The organism is Deinococcus hopiensis KR-140, assembly GCF_900176165.1.
In the GTDB taxonomy this organism is placed as follows: Bacteria; Deinococcota; Deinococci; order Deinococcales; family Deinococcaceae; genus Deinococcus; species Deinococcus hopiensis.
The window spans coordinates 877,082-894,254 of sequence record NZ_FWWU01000009.1 but is presented as its reverse complement, the minus strand read 5'-3'; the positions used below and the strand labels follow the sequence as shown (position 1 = coordinate 894,254).

Sequence of the window (17,173 nt, the reverse complement as noted above, 5' to 3'; positions counted from 1 at the left end):
GTTGATCCACCCTCTGCGCCGGTGCGGGTCAGGCAGGGGTCACCCGGAGCGCGCAGAGTGCGGGCCATGACGTCTCTCTCTCCCCTCCTCGTTGGAACCGGCCTGCTGTTGGGTGCGGCTGGCGCGGCGCCCGTGATCAGTGCCCAGAGCATCATCGTGAACCCCGCGCAGACCACCCTGACGGTAAAGGTGTGGACGGACCGCGGCAGCGGCACGCAAGTGCCGGGATACGTGCCGGGCGAGCGCATCCGGCTTTATACCAGCGTGAACCAGGACGCCTACGTGTACCTGTTCAACGTGGACCCCCAGGGTCATGTGGACCTGATCTTGCCCAACCGTTTTCAGGGTGGGGGCAACTTCCTGAAGGCCAACACCACCCGGACCTTTCCGGCGGCCAGCGACCCCTTTACCTTCAACATTGCCGCGCCGTACGGTCTGAACAAGGTACTGGCGCTGGCAAGCCGCACGCCTCTCAAGCTCGACCAGATCGCCACGTTCAAGGCGCAGCAAGACAGCTTCGCCACCGTGAACCTGCAGGGCCAGGAAAAGCTGGCGCAGGCGCTGAGCATCGTGGTCAACCCTGTGCCCGCCGAAAACTGGATCAGCGCAACGGCCTACTACAACGTGGCGCAGCCCAGCGCGGCCGCTCCCCTGCAGACGCCCGCAACAGCGGCCCAGACGGCCACGGCTCCACCTCCGCGCGGCACGCCCATTCAACCCGTCGCCCCCAAAGCTTCGGCCCTGTCGGTGACCGTGCAGCCCGCCACCCCCACGAATACCCCGCAGCCCCTGCCTGCCGGACGCGAGTGGCAGACCACCGTGGAGCGCAGCGGGAACCTCGGCGAGGTGTACGCCGAGTTCGCCGCCCGTGTCCGCGCCGAGGGCTACAGCCAGGTCAGCATGCGCCAGACCGGCAATCACATTCGCGGAGAATTCCGCAAGGGCACGTCCAGCGCCACCTTGGAAGTGAAGCAAAAGGGCAAGCGCTTTGAAGTGCAGCTGAACCGCCGCTGACTCCATTTCGGCGAGCACAGCGCGCCCTGCCCGACCGCAGGGCGCGCTGTGCTCGCGTTGTGTCAACGACTGGGGCGGGCCAGCCCGGAGACTACTTGCTGTGGGTACTCTTCCAGTCGAGGGCCAGCTCCTCGTAGGAGTCGCGGACCTGCTCGGTCGCCATACCGGCCAGGGCGTCCTCGCCGGCCACCGAGCCGTAACCCGAAAACGACCACAGCTGCAGGTGGGCCGCGCTCAGCGTCCGGCTGCCCAGCGTGACGCGGGCATCCTTGACGAGTTCGACGCTGAGCTGCACCGAATACAGCACCCGGCCGTCGCGGGCCTGGAAGGCGGCTACCGTGAACACCTGCGCCACGGTGCAGGTCTTGGGATCGCCGTAGGGCACCGAGTACAGCTGCGCGTAGCGGGCGAGCTGGGCATCAACCTCGGCGGCCAAGTCGTCTTGCTCCTCGTCCTCAAAATAGACGTAGGAGACGGGTGGGCACAGGTCCGGGCCGGTCAGGCCGCGCAGATTGCCCTGCTGGTGATCCGCGAGGGCCAGGCCCGACAGGGCGAGCAGCGCAACGAGGGCAAAGCCGGAAGCCAGGGCGCGGTTCATGCGTCAGTGTACCCAGTGTACCAGCGGGCCTCGCCGCGGCGGACCGTCCAGCCCTGCGGGCAGCGTGAGGCACGCGCTTGTGGCTCCGGCCGGAAGGCATCTGCTACGCTGGGTCCATTCCCCCTGCGCGTGGGCCCCAGCGCCTCCCCGCCTTCCCTGCCGATGCCGATTTTGCCGCTGCAGTTTGTCCGCGCCCTGCCGGGGTTCCCGGTCCCGGGGTGGCCCCGGCCTGTCCGGCTGCTCAACCAACGCCGCGCACCGTAGCGGCAGGGGCGTGATCAGGAGGACGCGGCGCGCGGGCGACCGTTTCCCGCCTGGTCTCCATCCCGGTGTCCGGTGTCGCCCGATTTCCCCCGCTTTTCCCTGCTTCTCGTGGAGGCTCCATGCCCAGGTCCCAGACCACCCCCCCTCAAGCCAGTCCCGCCCAGCCCGGCGAGGCCGCCTATCAGGCCGCCCAGGGCGAGATGTTCCAGCTGATCGCGCCCGACGGCAGCGTGACCGACGCGGCCCGCCTCCCCGGTCCCGCAACCCGGCTGCACCTCTACCGGCACATGCGCCGCATCCGCCACTTCGACGAGCGGGCCTGGGTGCTGTACCGCACGGGCCGCATGGGTGTCTTTCCTCCCTTCGGCGGAATGGAGGCCAGCCAGGTGGGCACCGCCGCCGCCCTGACGAATGAGGACTGGCTCTTTCCCACCTACCGCGACACGGGCGCGGCACTGACCTACGGCCTGCCCATTCCGCAAACCGTGGCCTACTGGCGCACCAGCCCGCACGGCTGGGCCATGCCCGAAAACCTCAAGGTGCTGCCCTTCTACATCCCCATCGCCACCCAGTATCCACACGCGGTGGGGGCGGCGCTGGCCGAGAAGCGCAAGGGCACGCAGAACGTGGCGATGGCCTTTATCGGGGACGGCGGCAGCAGTGAGGGCGACTTTCACGAGGCGCTGAACTTCGCCGGAGCGCTGAACGCCCCGTGCGTGTTTGTCCTCCAGAACAACGGCTGGGCGATCAGCGTGCCCACCCGCTCGCAGACCAAGGCCACCAATCTGTCGCGCCGCGCCGAGGGCTACGGCATTCCCGGCGTCCGGGTGGACGGCAACGACGTGCTGGCAACGTATGTGGCAGCGGCCGAGGCCGTCCAGCGGGCGCGAAACGGCGAGGGCCCCACCTTGATAGAGACCGTGACCTACCGCGTCAAACCCCACACCGTGGCCGACGATCCCAGCCGCTACCGCTCCGCCGAGGACACGGCGGGCTGGGACACCAAAGATCCAGTGGTTCGCCTGCGGACGCACCTGCTGCGCGAGGGCCACCTGACCGAGCAGGGCGAGGCCGAGCTGCTGCGAGAAATTGAGGCCGAGTTTGAGGCGGCGGTGACCGAGGCGGACCAGTTCCCCGAGCCCACACCCGCCGAGATCGTGGACCACGTGTTCGCCGAGCCGACGCCCGCCCTCGTGCGCCAGCGGGCACAACTGCTCGAGGAGGAGCGCGGATGAGGTGGAGGCCGCCTGTGGCCCGGAGCCGTTCGCCGTTCGCCTCCATTCGCACTCCTGAGGTTTCCGCATGACCGCTCCCTCTCCCACTACCAAAACCCGCACCATGACGATGGTGTCCGCCATCAACGACGCCCTGGCCCTCGCGCTGGAGACGGACCCCACCGTTCACATCTTCGGGGAGGACGTGGGCGTGATGGGCGGCGTATTCCGCGCCACCGACGGCCTCCAGGCCCGTTTTGGCGCGGATCGCGTCTTCGACACCCCCCTGGCTGAAGCGGGCATCGTCGGCATGGGCATCGGCATGGGGCTGGCAGGACTCAAGCCCATCGCGGAGATTCAGTTCGCGGGCTTTCTGTACCCGGCGCTCGATCAGGTGCTGTCTCACCTGGGCCGCTACCGCCACCGCACGCGCAGCCGCTACCACCTGCCCATGGTGGTGCGCGCACCTTACGGCGGCGGGGTGCATACGCCCGAGCAGCACGCCGACTCGCCTGAGGCGATACTGGCCCACACGCCCGGCGTGAAGGTGGTGATTCCCTCCACGCCGGGCGACGCCAAGGGCCTACTGCTCTCGGCCATTGCAGACCCGGACCCGGTGTTCTTTTTCGAGGCGATCAAGCTCTACCGCTCCGTGAAGGAGGAGGTGGTGCAGGGCCACTACACGGTGCCGCTGGGCCAGGCCCGCCTCGCCACCCAGGGCGACGACGTGACCGTAATTTGCTACGGCGGAATGGTGGAGGTGGCCCAGAAGGCTGCCGCCGCCGCCCGCCCGCACGGCATCGGCGTAGAGGTGGTGGACCTGCGGACCCTGGTGCCCCTGGACACCGAGACAGTACTGGAGAGCGTCGCCAAGACGGGCCGCGTGGTCGTCGTCACCGAGGCCCCGCGTACCGGCGGCTTCCATTCTGAGATCAGCGCCATCATCGCCGAGGAGGCCATCGAGTACCTCCGCGCCCCCATCGTGCGCGTGACCGGCTTCGACGCCCCCTACCCGCCCTTTACCTCCATCGAGGACAGCTACCGCCCCAACCCGGTGAGGGTGGCAAAGGCGATCCGGCAGGTCATGGCGTACTGAGGAGCAGGGGCGCTGCGCGCCGTCTCATCAGGATCCCGGTGAATCCGTGATGAAAGAGCCAACCCGGGCGGAGCGAGCAGGAAAGACGGTGATGGAGCGGCGTGGAAGCCCTGGAGCGCAGGGGACGGAACGGATGATCCGCAAACCGCATCACCACCGCAAGGCCCCATGGTCTGACCGCTGGGGACTCCTGGCGGCGATCAGACGTTTTGACGGTCACACCGCTGCTAAGGCGCTCCCCCCACCCGCTCCGGCTTCGGCCACAACCGGAAGTCGGCGGTTCCGGCGGCGTCTTGCAGGCTCACCGGACCGTAGGCGCGGGAATCCAGACTCTCGCCAAGGAGGCGGTTGTCGCCCAGCACCCAGACCTGACCGGAGGGCACCTTCAGGGGGGGTTGATCGCTCAGCACGCCGCCGTTCACGTAGCGCTCGGTGATGGCCCGGCCGTTGACCACCACCTCGCCTCCGGTGATCGCCACCGTCTCGCCGGGCAGCGCCAGCACACGCTTGACGTTGTAGGGACGGTGACGCACACCCCACAACGTCTCGTAGCTGTAGGGACTGTTCGCCGGGGCCTTGAAGATCAGGAGGTCTCCCCGGCGCGGGTAGGCGGTGGACAGGTCCCAGGCGCGCAGCCAGCGTGGATACTTGAGCAGCAGCAGCAGGTCACCGCTGTGCAGGGTGGGATTCATGCTGTCGCCGTCCACCCGCGCGAAGGTGCAGGCGAAGGTGGTGACCAACCACACGGGCAGCAGCGCCCCCAGAATCCATACCCGCCAGAAGTGGCGGAATCCGCCTGAGTCGCTGGGCGGTGAGGGCGCGGGCGTCACGCGGCGCATGCTAGCAGGCGGGCCCCTCGGCGGCTGTAGGCTTCAGGTGAGCTTCACACTCCTGCGCTGGGTGGCCCCGCAGCGCTTACGCTGACTTCCATGACCGCTCAGGAACTGATCGTCGACAAGTACCACGAGGGCCAAGGCACCCCTGCCCAGGCGGGCAAAACCGTCCGCGTCCACTACACCGGCACGCTGGAAAACGGTCAGAAGTTCGATTCCAGCCGTGACCGGGGCGAGCCCATCGAGTTTCCGCTGGGACGCGGCCACGTCATCCCCGGTTGGGACCAGGGCATCGCGCAGCTGCGCGTCGGCGATAAGGCCAAGCTCACCATCCCCGGCCACCTCGCCTACGGACCGCGGGGCATCCCCGGCGTGATCCCACCCAACGCCACCCTGATTTTCGACGTGGAACTCGTGGACGTGCGCTAGAGGCACACCGAATTCAGTACGGGCCCCCTACCGGCGGGGGCTTTTTGCTGACATCTGGCTGCTGACCGCTGGCGACTCCTCCTCCGCCACCCCGCATACCTCCCGGCTCACAAACTGTCCCAGATGCTTGCGGTGGCGGCTGTTCCAGTCGATGGTGGGGCGTCTCTCGCCACCGGGCAGGTAGCCCAGGCGGTAGACGGCCATAAGTTCCAGGTCTTCGGGCACATGCAGGCGCGCACGGACCCGCTGCCACTGCCTTGGGATTTCCATCGGTGTGGAGATGAACTGGATGCCCATTCCCAGCGCCCCCACCGCATTCCAGATGTTTTCCACCGCCGCGCCCAGGCCGAACACCGAATAAAAGCCGCTGAGTTCGCCGGGGCGGTACTCGGTGCGGTCCAGCAGAGCGGCGAGCAGCAGCGGACTTCCAGCCACCAGCTTGCGGTTGTCCTCGCCCAGTTTTTTGGGCACGCCGAGTTGCCGCATAAGCTTCAGGCCCGCGTCCGAAAACACCTGCCGGGTAAAGGGGCGCAGGGGACCGGGCAGATGATCGATGTGGATGCCGTCGCGCCGCGCTTCCATCTCGGCCTCGCTGAAGCGGAAGTAGCGGCGGTAGCGCTCGAAAAAGGCCCCGGCCTCGATCAGCTCGGTCATGCTCTGGCCGGAAATACCGGCCACGTGCGCAATGGTTGCGGGGTCCTCGATAAGCACAAAGCGCCACGGCTGGCTGTTGAAGTGGCTGGGAGCCGCCTGCGCCACCCGCATCAGCAGGTGCTGGTGCTCGCGGCTGACTGGGTCCGGGCGAAAGGGGCCGTTGGTGGTGCGCCGCTGGAGCATCCCTTCGATGAGGGGCACGGCAGCAGCGTCGGTGTCCGGCAGGACCGGGCGGGACCTGGGGACAGGCGGGCGGGTCATGGCAGGCAGGCTAGCGCGTTCACCCCCCGGCACCTGTCCCCCGCCCCACCATCCCTGTCCACGCTGGCCTGGCCAGTGGCCACGGCTGAAAATGAACGCCTCGTGGCCCTTAAGCCCGTGCGGCTGGCGGTGGACCCCGGGGAGGCAGGTCCTGGAAGCGACCCGGCCTGGCGCCTGTCAAACGGCCCAGCGCCTGGGCTGCCGCTCGGCCCGACTCCAACCCACGGTCCTCCACGCTACTTGACATCTTCGTGCTGTTAAAAGAGTGCTTTTTCTCCGGCCTGAACCGACTTGGGCAGGAAGCATCTTCAGATCATTTGCCCTAATAGGCTAGCCCACCACGCTTGAGCTGAAAGCCCGACTTGGTAAACACCACCATAACGGTACGGCCGTCAGCTTTGAAGCTCAATTCCGTATTCTGAAAGATGCCACTGGTACTTACGCAGGCCCCCCGTATCCTGTAATCCTTGCCCTTGAGAAAATGAGGGATCGGCGTTTTTTTGCCGAGTGGATTTACCTGACCTGTCGGGGTCAGGGCCACCACAGTCTTTAGGACTCCAGATTCATACACCTGAACTTGTACGGTGATGCAGGGCGACGGGGCATCGATAACTGCCAGCAAACCGTCGAGCTTCACTTCTGCAGCGCTGGAGAGGCCAGAAACCAGAAGGCTGAAAGCGAGCGCACCTGCACCAGTCGGCCTTACACCAGAGGTATTCGGGAGCGCGGGAAATCCTGTCGTCGAGCAAAACATCTTGGCAAGGGGCCCAGAGATTGTTTTCATTTGAATCACAATACTGAGCCTCTCCCAACGGTCTTCTTACGAACCCTGATGGGTACAGTCAGACCTCCCGCAACACCGATGAAGAAGACGGGGCCCTTTGAGTTTTACCTGGGTAAAACCTATTCTTTTTCTCTTGTTCGGGACAACTTAGGGGAAGTGAGCATGACCGACGGTGCGCCGGAGAAATAACTTCCGGCGTCTGAGCATCCAGGCCAGAGCGCGGTGAATGCGCACGAGAATGACGGCCGCCGGAATCCGCAACCCCAGGAGCAGCGCACCCGATCTGCCTCCCAGGACATTTCCGTATCTGCCCTGTGGCAGCCGCGAAGGTCTGCTGGTACGAAGCCCAAGTATCAATAGCTCGGGCGAGGCTTCCCCTCTCCGGCCCAAGCCCAGTGAGGGGAAGGGGTTCTTCCCCTACCACGCGGCCCATGCCCCCAGACCGAAGGCCACCGCACAGCACAGCGCGAGCTTCCAGTGGTTCGCTCGTCCTGGCTGGGTGCGGGGCATCAGCAGCAGCAGGGCCAGCGCGGGAAGCAGGGCGGTACCCCTTCCCCCCAGCCTCCAACCTTCAGCCCACCAGGTCAGCAGCGCGGTCAGCGCGACGCCCAGGCAGACGAGGAAAAACAGGGTGTGGTGGAGCCAGCGGGACGCATTTTTCCGCCTCCACAGTTGCAGCCGCAGTCCCAGCGCCAGAAGTGCAGCCAGCAGCGCAGCGGTGACGAGGAGCGTGAGGCGGTGGGCGTCCACGCAGCCATGCTCGCATAGCGGGGCCGGGACACGTGGGCCGGAGAAAGGAGCGTATCTTTGGCCCCATGAAGCGTTCGTCCGCTGCCCTGCTGAGCCTGCTCGTGTGCCTGGGCACTGCGGCCTGCGGGCCGAAGGGCGGCGGGCGCAGTGACCTGACCTCACGGGTGATGTTTACCGCCAATGGCAGTTACGACGCCCAGGCCGATACCCGGGACCGCCAGGGCGGGGGCCTGCGCCGGGTGCTGTGGCAGACCCGCCCGCCGCTTGACGCCCACACCGTCACCGTGGTGTACGACAGCGACGCCCGTCCCCTGGGCTGGGAGATGCAGGTGGAGGCCCCCCGCTTTTCCGCCCAAGAGGTGGCGGGCCGGGGGGCCCGGGAGGTGCAGACGCCGGACGGGGATGGGTTTCGCCCAGCCGGAGGCCAGTTGCGCGACGTGTTGATTGTGAAGACGTCCAGCGGCCTTCGGCTGCTGACCCGGGGCTACGCCGAACACCACCGGCCGGAACTGGCGCCCGCCTTCGGGAAGCGGTAAAGGGCGCCGGCCCAGTACACGGCCGCGCAAGGAAGAGAGCCGGGCACTGGGCCGCGGCTCTCTCTTGTGCTCGAACGCTACAGGTCGATCGCGCAATTTCCCCAAGTATGCCCAGCGGCCTTCAGCGCAGGACGCGCAGGGCCTTGAGCAGGGCGATCAGCACGACGCTGCCGACCACGCCCCAGACGATGCTCATGATGTTGAAGCCGTTGCCCGCAATATCCCCCCCGAGGTGCAGCAGGTTGCCGAACAGCAACTGCGCGAGCACGCTGCCCACAATGCCAATCAGGATGTTCGCCACCGCACCCTGCTGTGCGTCGGTCCGCATAACGAGCGAAGCGAGCCAACCGCACAGAGCGCCGACGAGAAGGGTGATGATCCAAGACATGGCTTACCTCCAGTACTTGAGGAGAGAGGGTGAAGGAAAGGAAGGGTGTCGGGAACGAACGTATCTTCGCTCGCTGCGCGTGGCCTCAACTTGCCTCAGCGCACCTTCTCAAGCCTCACTCAGCGCCGGGTAAAAGAACGATACACCCGTCATTCATCTCTTTTTTTATGCCCCCAGACGAATGAAGCTGTCTTGAGCCCAGTCGTATCATCCGGCCTCCTTTCCCACCTGGGGAGGGAGCGAAGGGAAAGGGCTGAGGTTCTATTTGTGGACTGCCTTTTACAAACGCAAAGGCCCCGTGCGTTCGGATACCTTTGTCACGGTCCAGTGGAATAGACCAGATGCGGGTGTTTTCTGGGAAAGGCAAAACCAATAGAACGGTCTGGTTTCTCCGCCGGAGGCACTGGGATTTTCGCGGGCCTTCCTCCCAGTCATGAAACAACGGCTCCGGGGCGAAGCCGTGCATCGTGCCGAGGGGCTGGGTTCAGGGGAGCCGTGGATGACGTACGTCATCCGCTGAATCCTGGCCATGCCCCACGCCACGTCTTTTGAGAACAGGCCAGGGTTAGACCAGGCCCGGGATGACGCCTTCAGCAGATCGTCTCCTGTGTCCAGCAGGCTCTTGACCGATAGAGCCGCTCACCCCCGAAGGGGGCAGCAAGCTTGAGGCTCCCTTACATTGGACAGGTGCGCGCCATATAATCCTCTTCTGGCAAAATTGCCTCTTCAGTACAAGGCCAATCGCAGCGTGGTCTACTCCTGCAAGTCCCATGTTGTCTGGACGCCCGAGTACCGGAGAGGCGTCTTGGTCGGGGGTATGGACGAACGGCTCAAGATCATCCTGAATGGACTCTGCACTGAGAAACCGTGCGTGCTGCCGGCGGTGGAGATCATGCCAGACCACGTTCACCTCCTGGTGGAGGGAGATCCCCAATTCGGCATCCACACCTTCGTGAAGGTGGCAAAGGGCCGCTCCAGCCGACTGCTGCGCTCCGGGTTTCCGCGGCTCAAATCCCGACTTCCAACGTTGTGGACCAACAGCTATTTCGTCTCGACGGTGGGAGGCGCACCCCTCAGCGTCATTACTGATCACGGCATAAACCGGTATGGATCACGGTGGGACGTCATGTGGGCTGGCCACGTTCCTCATGCCTCAAGTCGGGTAGAACTGGTGCGAACTTACGCCGGGGTCAATAAGCAGTACGTGGAGAACCAGAAGTATGTCTAAGAAGCCCCGGCGCGATGTTCAGCGATTTGTCCGTAAGGCCGCCTTGCCCAAGAGCGATCTTCTGGACAAGCTGTCGCGCGCTTCGGGTCAGTTGTACACGCAGGTTCTTGTCACCTACTGGCGTATCCTCCGGAAGACGGGGACGGGAAAGAATAGCCGTAGCCCCATCTTTCTTTTGCAATACGGTATGGAAGCGCTGTACCCAAAGACCCTGACGGCCTGCTGCATGCCCACACCTGCGACGCTATTGTCGGCAACTTCTATTCCTCGATTAAGAGTGCCAGCGAACGCAAGAAGAAGGGGCACAAGGAAGCCAAGTATCCTCGGCGTCGCAAGTGGTACTGCAAAATTACCTGGAAGTCCTCAGGGATTCGCCTTAAGGACGGCCATCTCATCCTCTCCACTGGAAAAAGCGTAGAGAACGTCATTCTTCCCTGGGCGCATGCTCTGCCGAGCATGGTGGAGATCGGCTGGAAGAAGACTGGGGGGTACGAGTTAAGGGCGGTCTATGAGGTTCAGGCATGCAGGAAGCGCATGGGGAGGAAGAAGGCGGATGACCTACAGCCCTACTCCGCCGCCTGTGCCCTCGGCCCCACTTCCGTTCCCCCCTGGGGCGGACCACCGGGAGAGGTGGCCGGAGCCGCGTTCAGGTCTTTGAGGGACACAGGCAGGAAGTACAGCCCCAGCAACTGGCGCTTCCACCAGTCGCCCGTCGCTCGCCGCTCGGGGGGGGTGGTGTACACGTAGCCGTACAGCTGGGCCCGAACGTACCGGGGCGGGGCGGCCGGAAAGGGGTTCTTACCCAGCAGCCTCAAGACCTCAGGCTCTCCCTGGAGCAGGCGCAGCGCGAGGGGGCCCATCCACGGCGTCTGCCCCGGATCGCCCTGCAACGCGGCAAACCACATCTGCCAGTCCAGTCGGGGCTGGTGCGGGGCGACCCACACGGGCGCGCGGTGAGGATCACCCGGCTTGTAGCGAAATTCGTAGGAGAGCCAGTGGGTGCCGTCACGGCTGCCCTCCAGCACGATCTCGTGCCGCTGCGTTGTCATGGTGGCAAAGAGGCCATAGGTGTTCACGAGGAAATACGGCTCCAGCCCCTCCTGCAACCGCAGCAGCGGTCCGGGGACCGCGACGCCCGGCAGCATCTGGCGCGACAACTGCACCCCATTGAGCGCGAGGAGAACTGCGGCGATCAGCCCGGGCACAATGCGGCGCGGCCCTGAGACGTCGCCCTGAACGGACTGGACCATCCGGCGTCTACCCCCAGCCGGAACGAGTCTCCGCAGGAAAGCGTCGTCAAACAGCGTCAGGCACAGCAGGATGGTCAGCCAGTTAAAGAAGCTGTAGTTCCCGGTCAGGATGATCAGAAGCTGCAGCGCGATCATCATCAGGCCGCTCACCATCCGGGGCACGCGCGGCGCGAAAATCAGCCAGGGCACAATCAACTCGGCAAAGAAGGTAAAGACCACCTCCACCCGGTGAAAGCCCAGGGGAAGGTGGTGCATCCACCAGCCCAGCAGACTGGGCAGCGGCTGGGTCTGGTAGTGGTAGGTGGTGGCGGTCAGGTCCCGCCAGGTGGGGTCCCCGCTGGCGAGCTTGACCACCCCCGCGCCCAACATCAGGCGAAAGAGCAGCAGGCGCAGCAGCCACAGCACGGGCAGGGAAACGGGCGTCTGTCGCCGGGGCCAGAGATGAAGCGGCGCGAAGAGGACCGCCGCAAATCCCGTTTCGAGCAGCAACAGGTCCCATTGGAACCCCAGAAAGTCCTGCCCGGCGTAAAACAGCGACAGGTATAGCGCCCACATTCCGGCGAGGGCTGGAAGTGTGAGGAAATCCAGCAGAACCAGAACGGCCAGGACCGCACCTGCTCCGCACAGCAGGTGCAGAAAGCCGTCGCCCTGATTCAGCCAAAGCAGGGTGGGCACCCGAAAAAAAGCGTGCCCGCCGAACTGCTCCGTCAACTCCGACGTGAATTTCCGGACGGGCAGCAGGCCCCGGCTTCCCACCAGGCCGGTGATCTGCGTGCTCAGCGACAGGAAAGCGGCGAGGTAGACCAGGCCCAGGCCGCGCAGGAACAGCCAGCGTGTGAGGGAGAAGCCCTCAGGCGAGCCGAGATACCCGCTGACCCAGTTCCAGCGCCGCCCCCGCGGGCGTGGGCCGTTCACGTAGTCCGCTTCAGGTCCTGCTGCGCTCGTCTCCATGGCGGTGGTGCCCTTCGGGAGAATGTCCCTACGCCCGCCGCGCCCGGCTGAGCACCGCCGCCGCCAACCCGGCCCCCACCAGCCCCGCGCCGATCAAGCCCCGGTGCAGGGCCGCCCGGGTATAGAAGCTCGTCTTCTGAACCAGGCCGGGATAGTCCCCGCGTTCCTCCAGCCGCTCAGAGGGGTGGTACAGAATGTTCGCTTGGCGGGGCAGCGGGGGACGGTCACTCCCGGTCCCCGGAATGACGGCCCCCGCCATTGCCCGCTCGGTCAGGCCTGGCGCGACCTGCCCCGAGGCCGCCATGCCCTTGCCCCCACCCCCAACGAATACCTCGCGCACCGGGTGCGCAGCGGCGTGCAAAATGGCTTCCGCGACCGCCTCGGGCGCATAGACGGGCGGCACGTGCTTGGGCTCGGTGTCCAGGTACGAGCGGGCGTTGTGCGGAAAGGGCGTGTCGATGGGCCCCGGTTTGATGAGCGCGACCACCACAGGCGCGTGGTCATGCTCCAGCTCCATCCGCAGCCCATCGGTGAACGCCTTGACCGCGTGCTTGGACGCCGAATACAGCGCCTGGAGGGGAATGGCCTGCTCGGAGGCCACGCTGCCCACATTGATCAGCGCGCCGCCCTTTTCCCGCAGATGCTCCACCGCCACGCGCGAGCCGGACACCAATCCCCAGAAGTTCACATCAAAGAGACGTCGCATGTCGGTCTCCTCCAGTTCCAGCAGCTTGCCGTACATGCCCACGCCCGCATTGTTGACCCAGGTATCGAAGCCGCCGAACGCGGCCTGCGCGATGTCCGCCACCCGGCGCACGTCCTCGCCCACGCTTACGTCAGCGACCGCGAACACCGCGTGCCCGCCCGCGTCCGTGATCTCCTGCGTCAGCTGGCGCAGGGCGTTCTCACTGCGGGCTGCCAGCACCAGACGCGCGCCCTGTTTCGCGGCCATCCGGGCGGTGCTCAGGCCGATGCCGCTGGACGCTCCGGTGATGACGATGACCTGTTCGGACAGCGGTTTGAGCTTCATGCCGCCGAGTGTGGGGGGTGAGGAGGCGGGTTTGTCCCGAGTTGGGTGAAGGTGCGCGAAGCACAGGGGGCGAAGGCGCGTGAAGGGCCCGTCCCGTCCAGCCGCACTCAGCCCTGTGCGGGCACAACCCCCAGAAGCCGCTGCGAATCGCTCAGCAGCGCCCGGCCGGAGGGATCGGCCCACTTCTGCACCACCTGGGCACGGACGTGCGCGGAGGTCTGGTATCTCGGGGCCGGGTGGGCCTCCGTCGCCGCCTGGATGATCACCTGGGCCACCTCCTCCGGGCGCTGGCTGGCCTGCCCAGCGAACGCCGAACGCAGCGTCTCCAGATAGGTTCCCAGCAGGGGGGCATAAGGGTCGGAAGGGTCCTGCGCCCGGTCCAGGCCAACCGCATTGGTGACGAACGGCGTGGCCACCGCCCCCGGCTCAATCAGCGACACCGAGACGCCGAACGCGGCGGCCACGGGCGCGAGGCTTTCCATCATGCCCTCCAGCGCAAACTTGGCTCCGCAGTAGGCGTCGTTGAAGGGGCGGCCCACCAGCCCGCCGATGCTCGATACGCTGATGATGCGGCCCCTTCCGGCGGCGCGCATGTGGGGCAGCGCCACTTGCGTGACCCGCCAGACACCGAAGAAGTTGACCTCGAACACGCGCCGGGCCTCCTCCACCGTCATCTGCTCGGTGGTGCCCACGAATCCGGCCCCGGCATTGTTGACGAGCACGTCCAGGCGGCCATATCGGTCGATCATCCGCCTGATCCCAGCTTCCACGGAGGCGCCGTCCGTCACGTCAAGGGGCGCGATATCCAGGGTTACGCCCTCCGCCTCCGCTGCTCTACGCAGGGTATCCGCCCTGGTGAGGTCCCGCATGGTGGCCGTGACCCGAAACCCGGCCTGCGCGAGTCCCACTGCCGCTGCCAGGCCAATGCCCGTGGAGGTTCCCGTAATGAGGGCGGTTGGGGGTGAATTTCGCGTCATGTTGTCTCCCGCTGGGCCATTCGTTCCAGCCTGTCGTAGAACGTGAGCTTGTCCTGCACGGCCCTGAAGGCCTCGTCCAGGAGCTGCATCTGCGCCTGAAGGCGCGCGGCGTGGGCCTCGACGATCTCGCGCCGGGCACGGAGAGTGGACGCACCCTCCAGGGCAAGGGCCGCGTAGGTCTGGAGATCGGCCAGGGGCATGCCGGTGGCGCGCAGCCGCACCACGAAGGTCAGCCACACCACGTCGGTTTCCGAATACCGCCGCCGTCCGCCCGGGTCACGCGCAGGCCGCAGCAGTCCGAGCCGTTCGTAATACCGCAGCGTATCGGGACTCAGGCCCGTCTGCGCCGCCACCTGTCCGATGCCGAGGCTGTCCACAGCACGTACCCTACGTGCTGGAGTGAACTCCAGGTCAAGGGGGTGACGGGAAGAGCGTCGGGAGACCGGGGGGGATCAGCGCAGCGCGCCGTTGAGCCCGTCGCGCAGCCTCCGCGCCGCTTCCCGGCTGGCCGTCACGTCCAGGCCCAGGGCGTACTGAACGGCCCGTGAAGCGCTGGCCAGCGCTCCCGTTCCACCGGGATGGAAGGCGGCGGCGAGGTCGTCGGGCGTGGCCCCCTGCGCGCCCAGGCCGGGCAGGAGCAGCAGCGCCCGGGGCATCAGCGCGCGGAAGTGGCCCAGGTCCGCCGGATGCGTCGCGCCCACCACCGCGCCGACGCTGGCATACTCGCCCCCCTCCGTTTCGCCCAACCGGGCCACTTCCGCTGCCACCCGCTCGCTGATCCCGCTTCCCTGAAGATCGGCCTGATCGGGGTTGCTCGTCTTGACGAGGACAAAGATCGCGCCGCCATTTGCCCGGGCTGCGCCCACAAACGGCGTCAGCGTCTCGAAGCCCAAGAAGGGATTGACCGTCAGCGCGTCACCCGCGTGCGGCCCCGACAACCAGCCCTGCGCGTAGGCTTCGGCGGTGGAGCCGATATCGCCCCGCTTGCCGTCCAGAATGACGGGCAGGCCCAGGGTCCGGGCCGCCGCGCAAACCTCCTCGAGCAGCGTGAAGCCGGGCAGACCCAACGCCTCGAAAAAGGCGAGCTGCGGCTTGACGCAGGCGGCGTAGGGGGCGGTGGCCTCCAGGACGTCCAGCGTGTGCGAGCGCAAGTGCGCCGCGTCCCGGTACGTGCCGCTCCGGGGATCAAGGCCCACGCACAGCCGGGTCTGAAGGCGGCGGGTGCGTTCGGTGACGGCCTGGGCAAAGCTGGGGGGAGCAGCGGGAGTCATCGGGGCGAGGCTAACACGCGCCGCGCGGCCTCCACGAGGGCGGCATTGTCGCAAGCGGAAGTCCCGTCCGGCAGAACGGAGGTGTCTTCCAGCCCGATGCGGGTGGCAAGTCCCCGGCGTGCGGCCTCGTGCAGCAGGGGGCAGGCGCTCCGCGCCGCGCCCCCCCTGCTGCACGGCGCGGTGGGCGGCGTTCAGCAGGGACAGGATTTCCGCCGCCTCTGCCAGGGTTTCCTCCGCCTCCCGGTCCTGCCCCTCGATCGGCACCCGCAGCACCGCTTCCCTTCCGGGCCACTGCAGAAACACCTGCGCCGCCTCCACGGTTCACAACTCCGCCTCGACGCCAATGCTCCGTACGTGTCCGGCGTTTGGGCCGGAGCGGCGGCGTGCGGCCCGTGCCAGTTGACCAATACAACAATCCGGACAGACAGTCCAGGCGCGGGCCACTTCCTGTTGACCCTCCACCTCGGGGAGAATCCAGAAGCTGCTGGAGATGCCCACGGGAATGCCCGGACAGACGGCGCGAACGGCAGTCAGGGCCGCGGCCGCCACCCTGGTCTCCAGCAATTCCCGGCCCTGCCCCCATCCCGGGGATGCAGGTGCAGCGCCTGTGCCCCCGCCGCCACGCCCGCCCGCGCTTCCCAGGCCAGGTCCTCAGGCATCACGGGCAGGGCCGGATGACTGTCCCGGGACCGGGGACCGTTGAGGCAACACTTCAGGAACATGGAGGCAGCCTACCCGCAGTGACCGCCCCCGCCTGCTAGCCTCCCTCCATGACCTTTTCCATCGTGGGCCGTGACGTCGCCACGGGTGACCTCGGCGTCGCCGTGGCGAGCAAGTTTCTGGCGGTGGGGGCGCTGGTGCCCTTCGCGCGTGCTGGAGTGGGGGCCGTCGCCACCCAGAGCTACGTGAATCCCAATTACGGGCCAGATGGGCTGCGGCTGCTTTCCGAAGGTCACACGCCGGGGAAAATCTCCACGGAGTTTCAGGAGAAGGACGCCGACATCGTGCAGCGGCAGTTTGGGATTGTCGGGGCGGATGGAGCGAGCGTCACCTTTACCGGAGACGGCTGCCACGCCTGGGCGGGCGGCGTGACGAGGCCGGATGTGGCGGTTCAGGGCAACATCTTGACCGGGCCCGAGGTGGTGGAGGCCATGCTGGCGGCGTGGGAGGCGGGCGAGGGGCAACCCCTCCCACGCCGCTTGCTGGCAGCCTTGAGGGCCGGGGACGCAGCGGGTGGGGACCGGCGCGGGCGGCAGTCGGCGGCGCTGCTGTGCGTGGGACCGGGACGCGGCTACGGCGGACTGACCGACGACTGGGTAAACCTGCGCGCCGATGATCACGCTGACCCCTGCGCCGAGCTGGAGCGCCTGCTGGGCATCCATGACCTCCTGTTTGGACGCCCGGAGACCACCCGGGAACTGACGGAAGAAGAACTCGAATGGCTGCGCGCCCGCCTGATCGTCGAGGACTACGCCACCTCGCTGCCCGCTGGACCCTGGGACCCGGAGACGGAGGCGGCGGCGTGGGCGCTGTTCGGCACCGAGAACCTGGAGGAACGCTGGGTGCCGCGTGGGCGCTTCGATCCGGTGGCGCTGGCGTACCTGCGGGAGAAGTTGGGGGAATAAGTCGCCAGCAAACAGCAAAA

19 protein-coding genes and 1 pseudogene are annotated in these 17,173 nt (G+C 66.6%); 7 read left to right on the top strand and 13 right to left on the bottom strand.

Going from position 1 to position 17,173, the window contains the following annotated elements:
• Positions 1-66 precede the first annotated feature (66 nt).
• The gene (locus B9A95_RS17875) at positions 67-1,014 is read left to right on the top strand and encodes a DUF4384 domain-containing protein (RefSeq protein ID WP_084050806.1); all 948 of its coding nucleotides are present in this window, start codon (positions 67-69) and stop codon (positions 1,012-1,014) included.
• 91 nt (positions 1,015-1,105) lie between these two features.
• On the opposite strand, the gene B9A95_RS17870 is transcribed toward B9A95_RS17875, so the two are convergent.
• Positions 1,106-1,612 (bottom strand): hypothetical protein, encoded by a 507-nt coding sequence (locus B9A95_RS17870; RefSeq protein ID WP_084048535.1) that lies wholly within the window; start codon positions 1,610-1,612, stop codon positions 1,106-1,108.
• A gap of 383 nt (positions 1,613-1,995) precedes the next feature.
• On the opposite strand from B9A95_RS17870, the gene pdhA reads away from it, so the two are divergent.
• Both pdhA and B9A95_RS17860 read left to right on the top strand, forming a co-directional pair.
• Positions 1,996-3,111, top strand: a complete 1,116-nt coding sequence (gene pdhA / locus B9A95_RS17865) for a pyruvate dehydrogenase (acetyl-transferring) E1 component subunit alpha (RefSeq protein WP_084048534.1) — start codon at positions 1,996-1,998, stop codon at positions 3,109-3,111.
• 67 nt (positions 3,112-3,178) lie between these two features.
• On the top strand, positions 3,179-4,186 hold the full coding sequence (locus B9A95_RS17860; RefSeq protein ID WP_084048533.1) for an alpha-ketoacid dehydrogenase subunit beta: 1,008 nt from the start codon (positions 3,179-3,181) through the stop codon (positions 4,184-4,186).
• A 227-nt stretch (positions 4,187-4,413) separates the two neighbouring features.
• Here the strand turns inward: B9A95_RS17860 and lepB are convergent, their stop codons facing one another.
• Positions 4,414-5,025 (bottom strand): signal peptidase I, encoded by a 612-nt coding sequence (gene lepB / locus B9A95_RS17855; protein WP_084048532.1) that lies wholly within the window; start codon positions 5,023-5,025, stop codon positions 4,414-4,416.
• A gap of 90 nt (positions 5,026-5,115) precedes the next feature.
• Between lepB and B9A95_RS17850 the strand changes: the two genes are divergently transcribed.
• Positions 5,116-5,448 carry an FKBP-type peptidyl-prolyl cis-trans isomerase gene (locus B9A95_RS17850; RefSeq protein WP_084048531.1) on the top strand — a complete coding sequence of 111 codons (333 nt, stop codon included), beginning with the start codon at positions 5,116-5,118 and terminating at the stop codon, positions 5,446-5,448.
• 27 nt (positions 5,449-5,475) lie between these two features.
• Here B9A95_RS17850 and B9A95_RS17845 read toward each other — a convergent pair whose 3' ends face one another.
• From B9A95_RS17845 to B9A95_RS17835, 3 genes are all read right to left on the bottom strand, one after another.
• Positions 5,476-6,285 (bottom strand): nitroreductase family protein, encoded by an 810-nt coding sequence (locus tag B9A95_RS17845; protein ID WP_170928799.1) that lies wholly within the window; start codon positions 6,283-6,285, stop codon positions 5,476-5,478.
• Between the two features lie 400 nt (positions 6,286-6,685).
• Entirely contained in the window at positions 6,686-7,147 is a 462-nt protein-coding gene (locus B9A95_RS17840) for a hypothetical protein (RefSeq protein WP_245808362.1), read from the bottom strand.
• 417 nt (positions 7,148-7,564) lie between these two features.
• Positions 7,565-7,897: a hypothetical protein gene (locus B9A95_RS17835; protein ID WP_084048529.1), complete on the bottom strand. Its 333-nt coding sequence runs from the start codon at positions 7,895-7,897 to the stop codon at positions 7,565-7,567.
• 65 nt (positions 7,898-7,962) lie between these two features.
• Here B9A95_RS17835 and B9A95_RS17830 point away from each other — a divergent pair, with 65 nt between their 5' ends.
• Positions 7,963-8,433 carry a hypothetical protein gene (locus tag B9A95_RS17830; protein ID WP_084048528.1) on the top strand — a complete coding sequence of 157 codons (471 nt, stop codon included), beginning with the start codon at positions 7,963-7,965 and terminating at the stop codon, positions 8,431-8,433.
• 121 nt (positions 8,434-8,554) lie between these two features.
• Here B9A95_RS17830 and B9A95_RS17825 read toward each other — a convergent pair whose 3' ends face one another.
• On the bottom strand, positions 8,555-8,821 hold the full coding sequence (locus B9A95_RS17825) for a GlsB/YeaQ/YmgE family stress response membrane protein (protein WP_084048527.1): 267 nt from the start codon (positions 8,819-8,821) through the stop codon (positions 8,555-8,557).
• Positions 8,822-9,530: 709 nt separating this feature from the next.
• On the opposite strand from B9A95_RS17825, the pseudogene tnpA reads away from it, so the two are divergent.
• Positions 9,531-9,905 (top strand): annotated as a pseudogene (tnpA, locus tag B9A95_RS17820) (IS200/IS605 family transposase); the annotation flags it as partial.
• A 710-nt stretch (positions 9,906-10,615) separates the two neighbouring features.
• On the opposite strand, the gene B9A95_RS17815 reads toward tnpA, so the two are convergent.
• From B9A95_RS17815 to B9A95_RS17780, 7 genes are all read right to left on the bottom strand, one after another.
• On the bottom strand, positions 10,616-12,214 hold the full coding sequence (locus tag B9A95_RS17815) for a lipase maturation factor family protein (RefSeq protein ID WP_170928694.1): 1,599 nt from the start codon (positions 12,212-12,214) through the stop codon (positions 10,616-10,618).
• Positions 12,215-12,278: 64 nt separating this feature from the next.
• Positions 12,279-13,280, bottom strand: coding sequence for an SDR family oxidoreductase (locus tag B9A95_RS17810; RefSeq protein WP_084048525.1), 1,002 nt, complete (start codon positions 13,278-13,280; stop codon positions 12,279-12,281).
• Positions 13,281-13,387: 107 nt separating this feature from the next.
• Entirely contained in the window at positions 13,388-14,257 is an 870-nt protein-coding gene (locus tag B9A95_RS17805) for an SDR family oxidoreductase (protein ID WP_084048524.1), read from the bottom strand.
• On the bottom strand, positions 14,254-14,634 hold the full coding sequence (locus B9A95_RS17800) for a MerR family transcriptional regulator (RefSeq protein ID WP_170928693.1): 381 nt from the start codon (positions 14,632-14,634) through the stop codon (positions 14,254-14,256). Before B9A95_RS17800 ends, B9A95_RS17805 begins: the two co-directional genes overlap by 4 nt.
• Positions 14,635-14,709: 75 nt before the next feature.
• Entirely contained in the window at positions 14,710-15,528 is an 819-nt protein-coding gene (pyrF, locus tag B9A95_RS17795) for an orotidine-5'-phosphate decarboxylase (RefSeq protein WP_084050804.1), read from the bottom strand.
• Positions 15,529-15,849: 321 nt separating this feature from the next.
• Positions 15,850-16,077, bottom strand: a complete 228-nt coding sequence (locus B9A95_RS17785; protein WP_084048522.1) for a hypothetical protein — start codon at positions 16,075-16,077, stop codon at positions 15,850-15,852.
• Positions 16,059-16,250, bottom strand: a complete 192-nt coding sequence (locus B9A95_RS17780; protein ID WP_084048521.1) for a 3-keto-5-aminohexanoate cleavage protein — start codon at positions 16,248-16,250, stop codon at positions 16,059-16,061. The genes B9A95_RS17785 and B9A95_RS17780 overlap by 19 nt, the downstream gene beginning before the upstream one ends.
• A 48-nt stretch (positions 16,251-16,298) precedes the next feature.
• Here B9A95_RS17780 and B9A95_RS17775 point away from each other — a divergent pair, with 48 nt between their 5' ends.
• Complete coding sequence (locus B9A95_RS17775) at positions 16,299-17,153, top strand: DUF1028 domain-containing protein (RefSeq protein ID WP_084048520.1); 855 nt, start codon at positions 16,299-16,301, stop codon at positions 17,151-17,153.
• Positions 17,154-17,173: the final 20 nt, after the last annotated feature.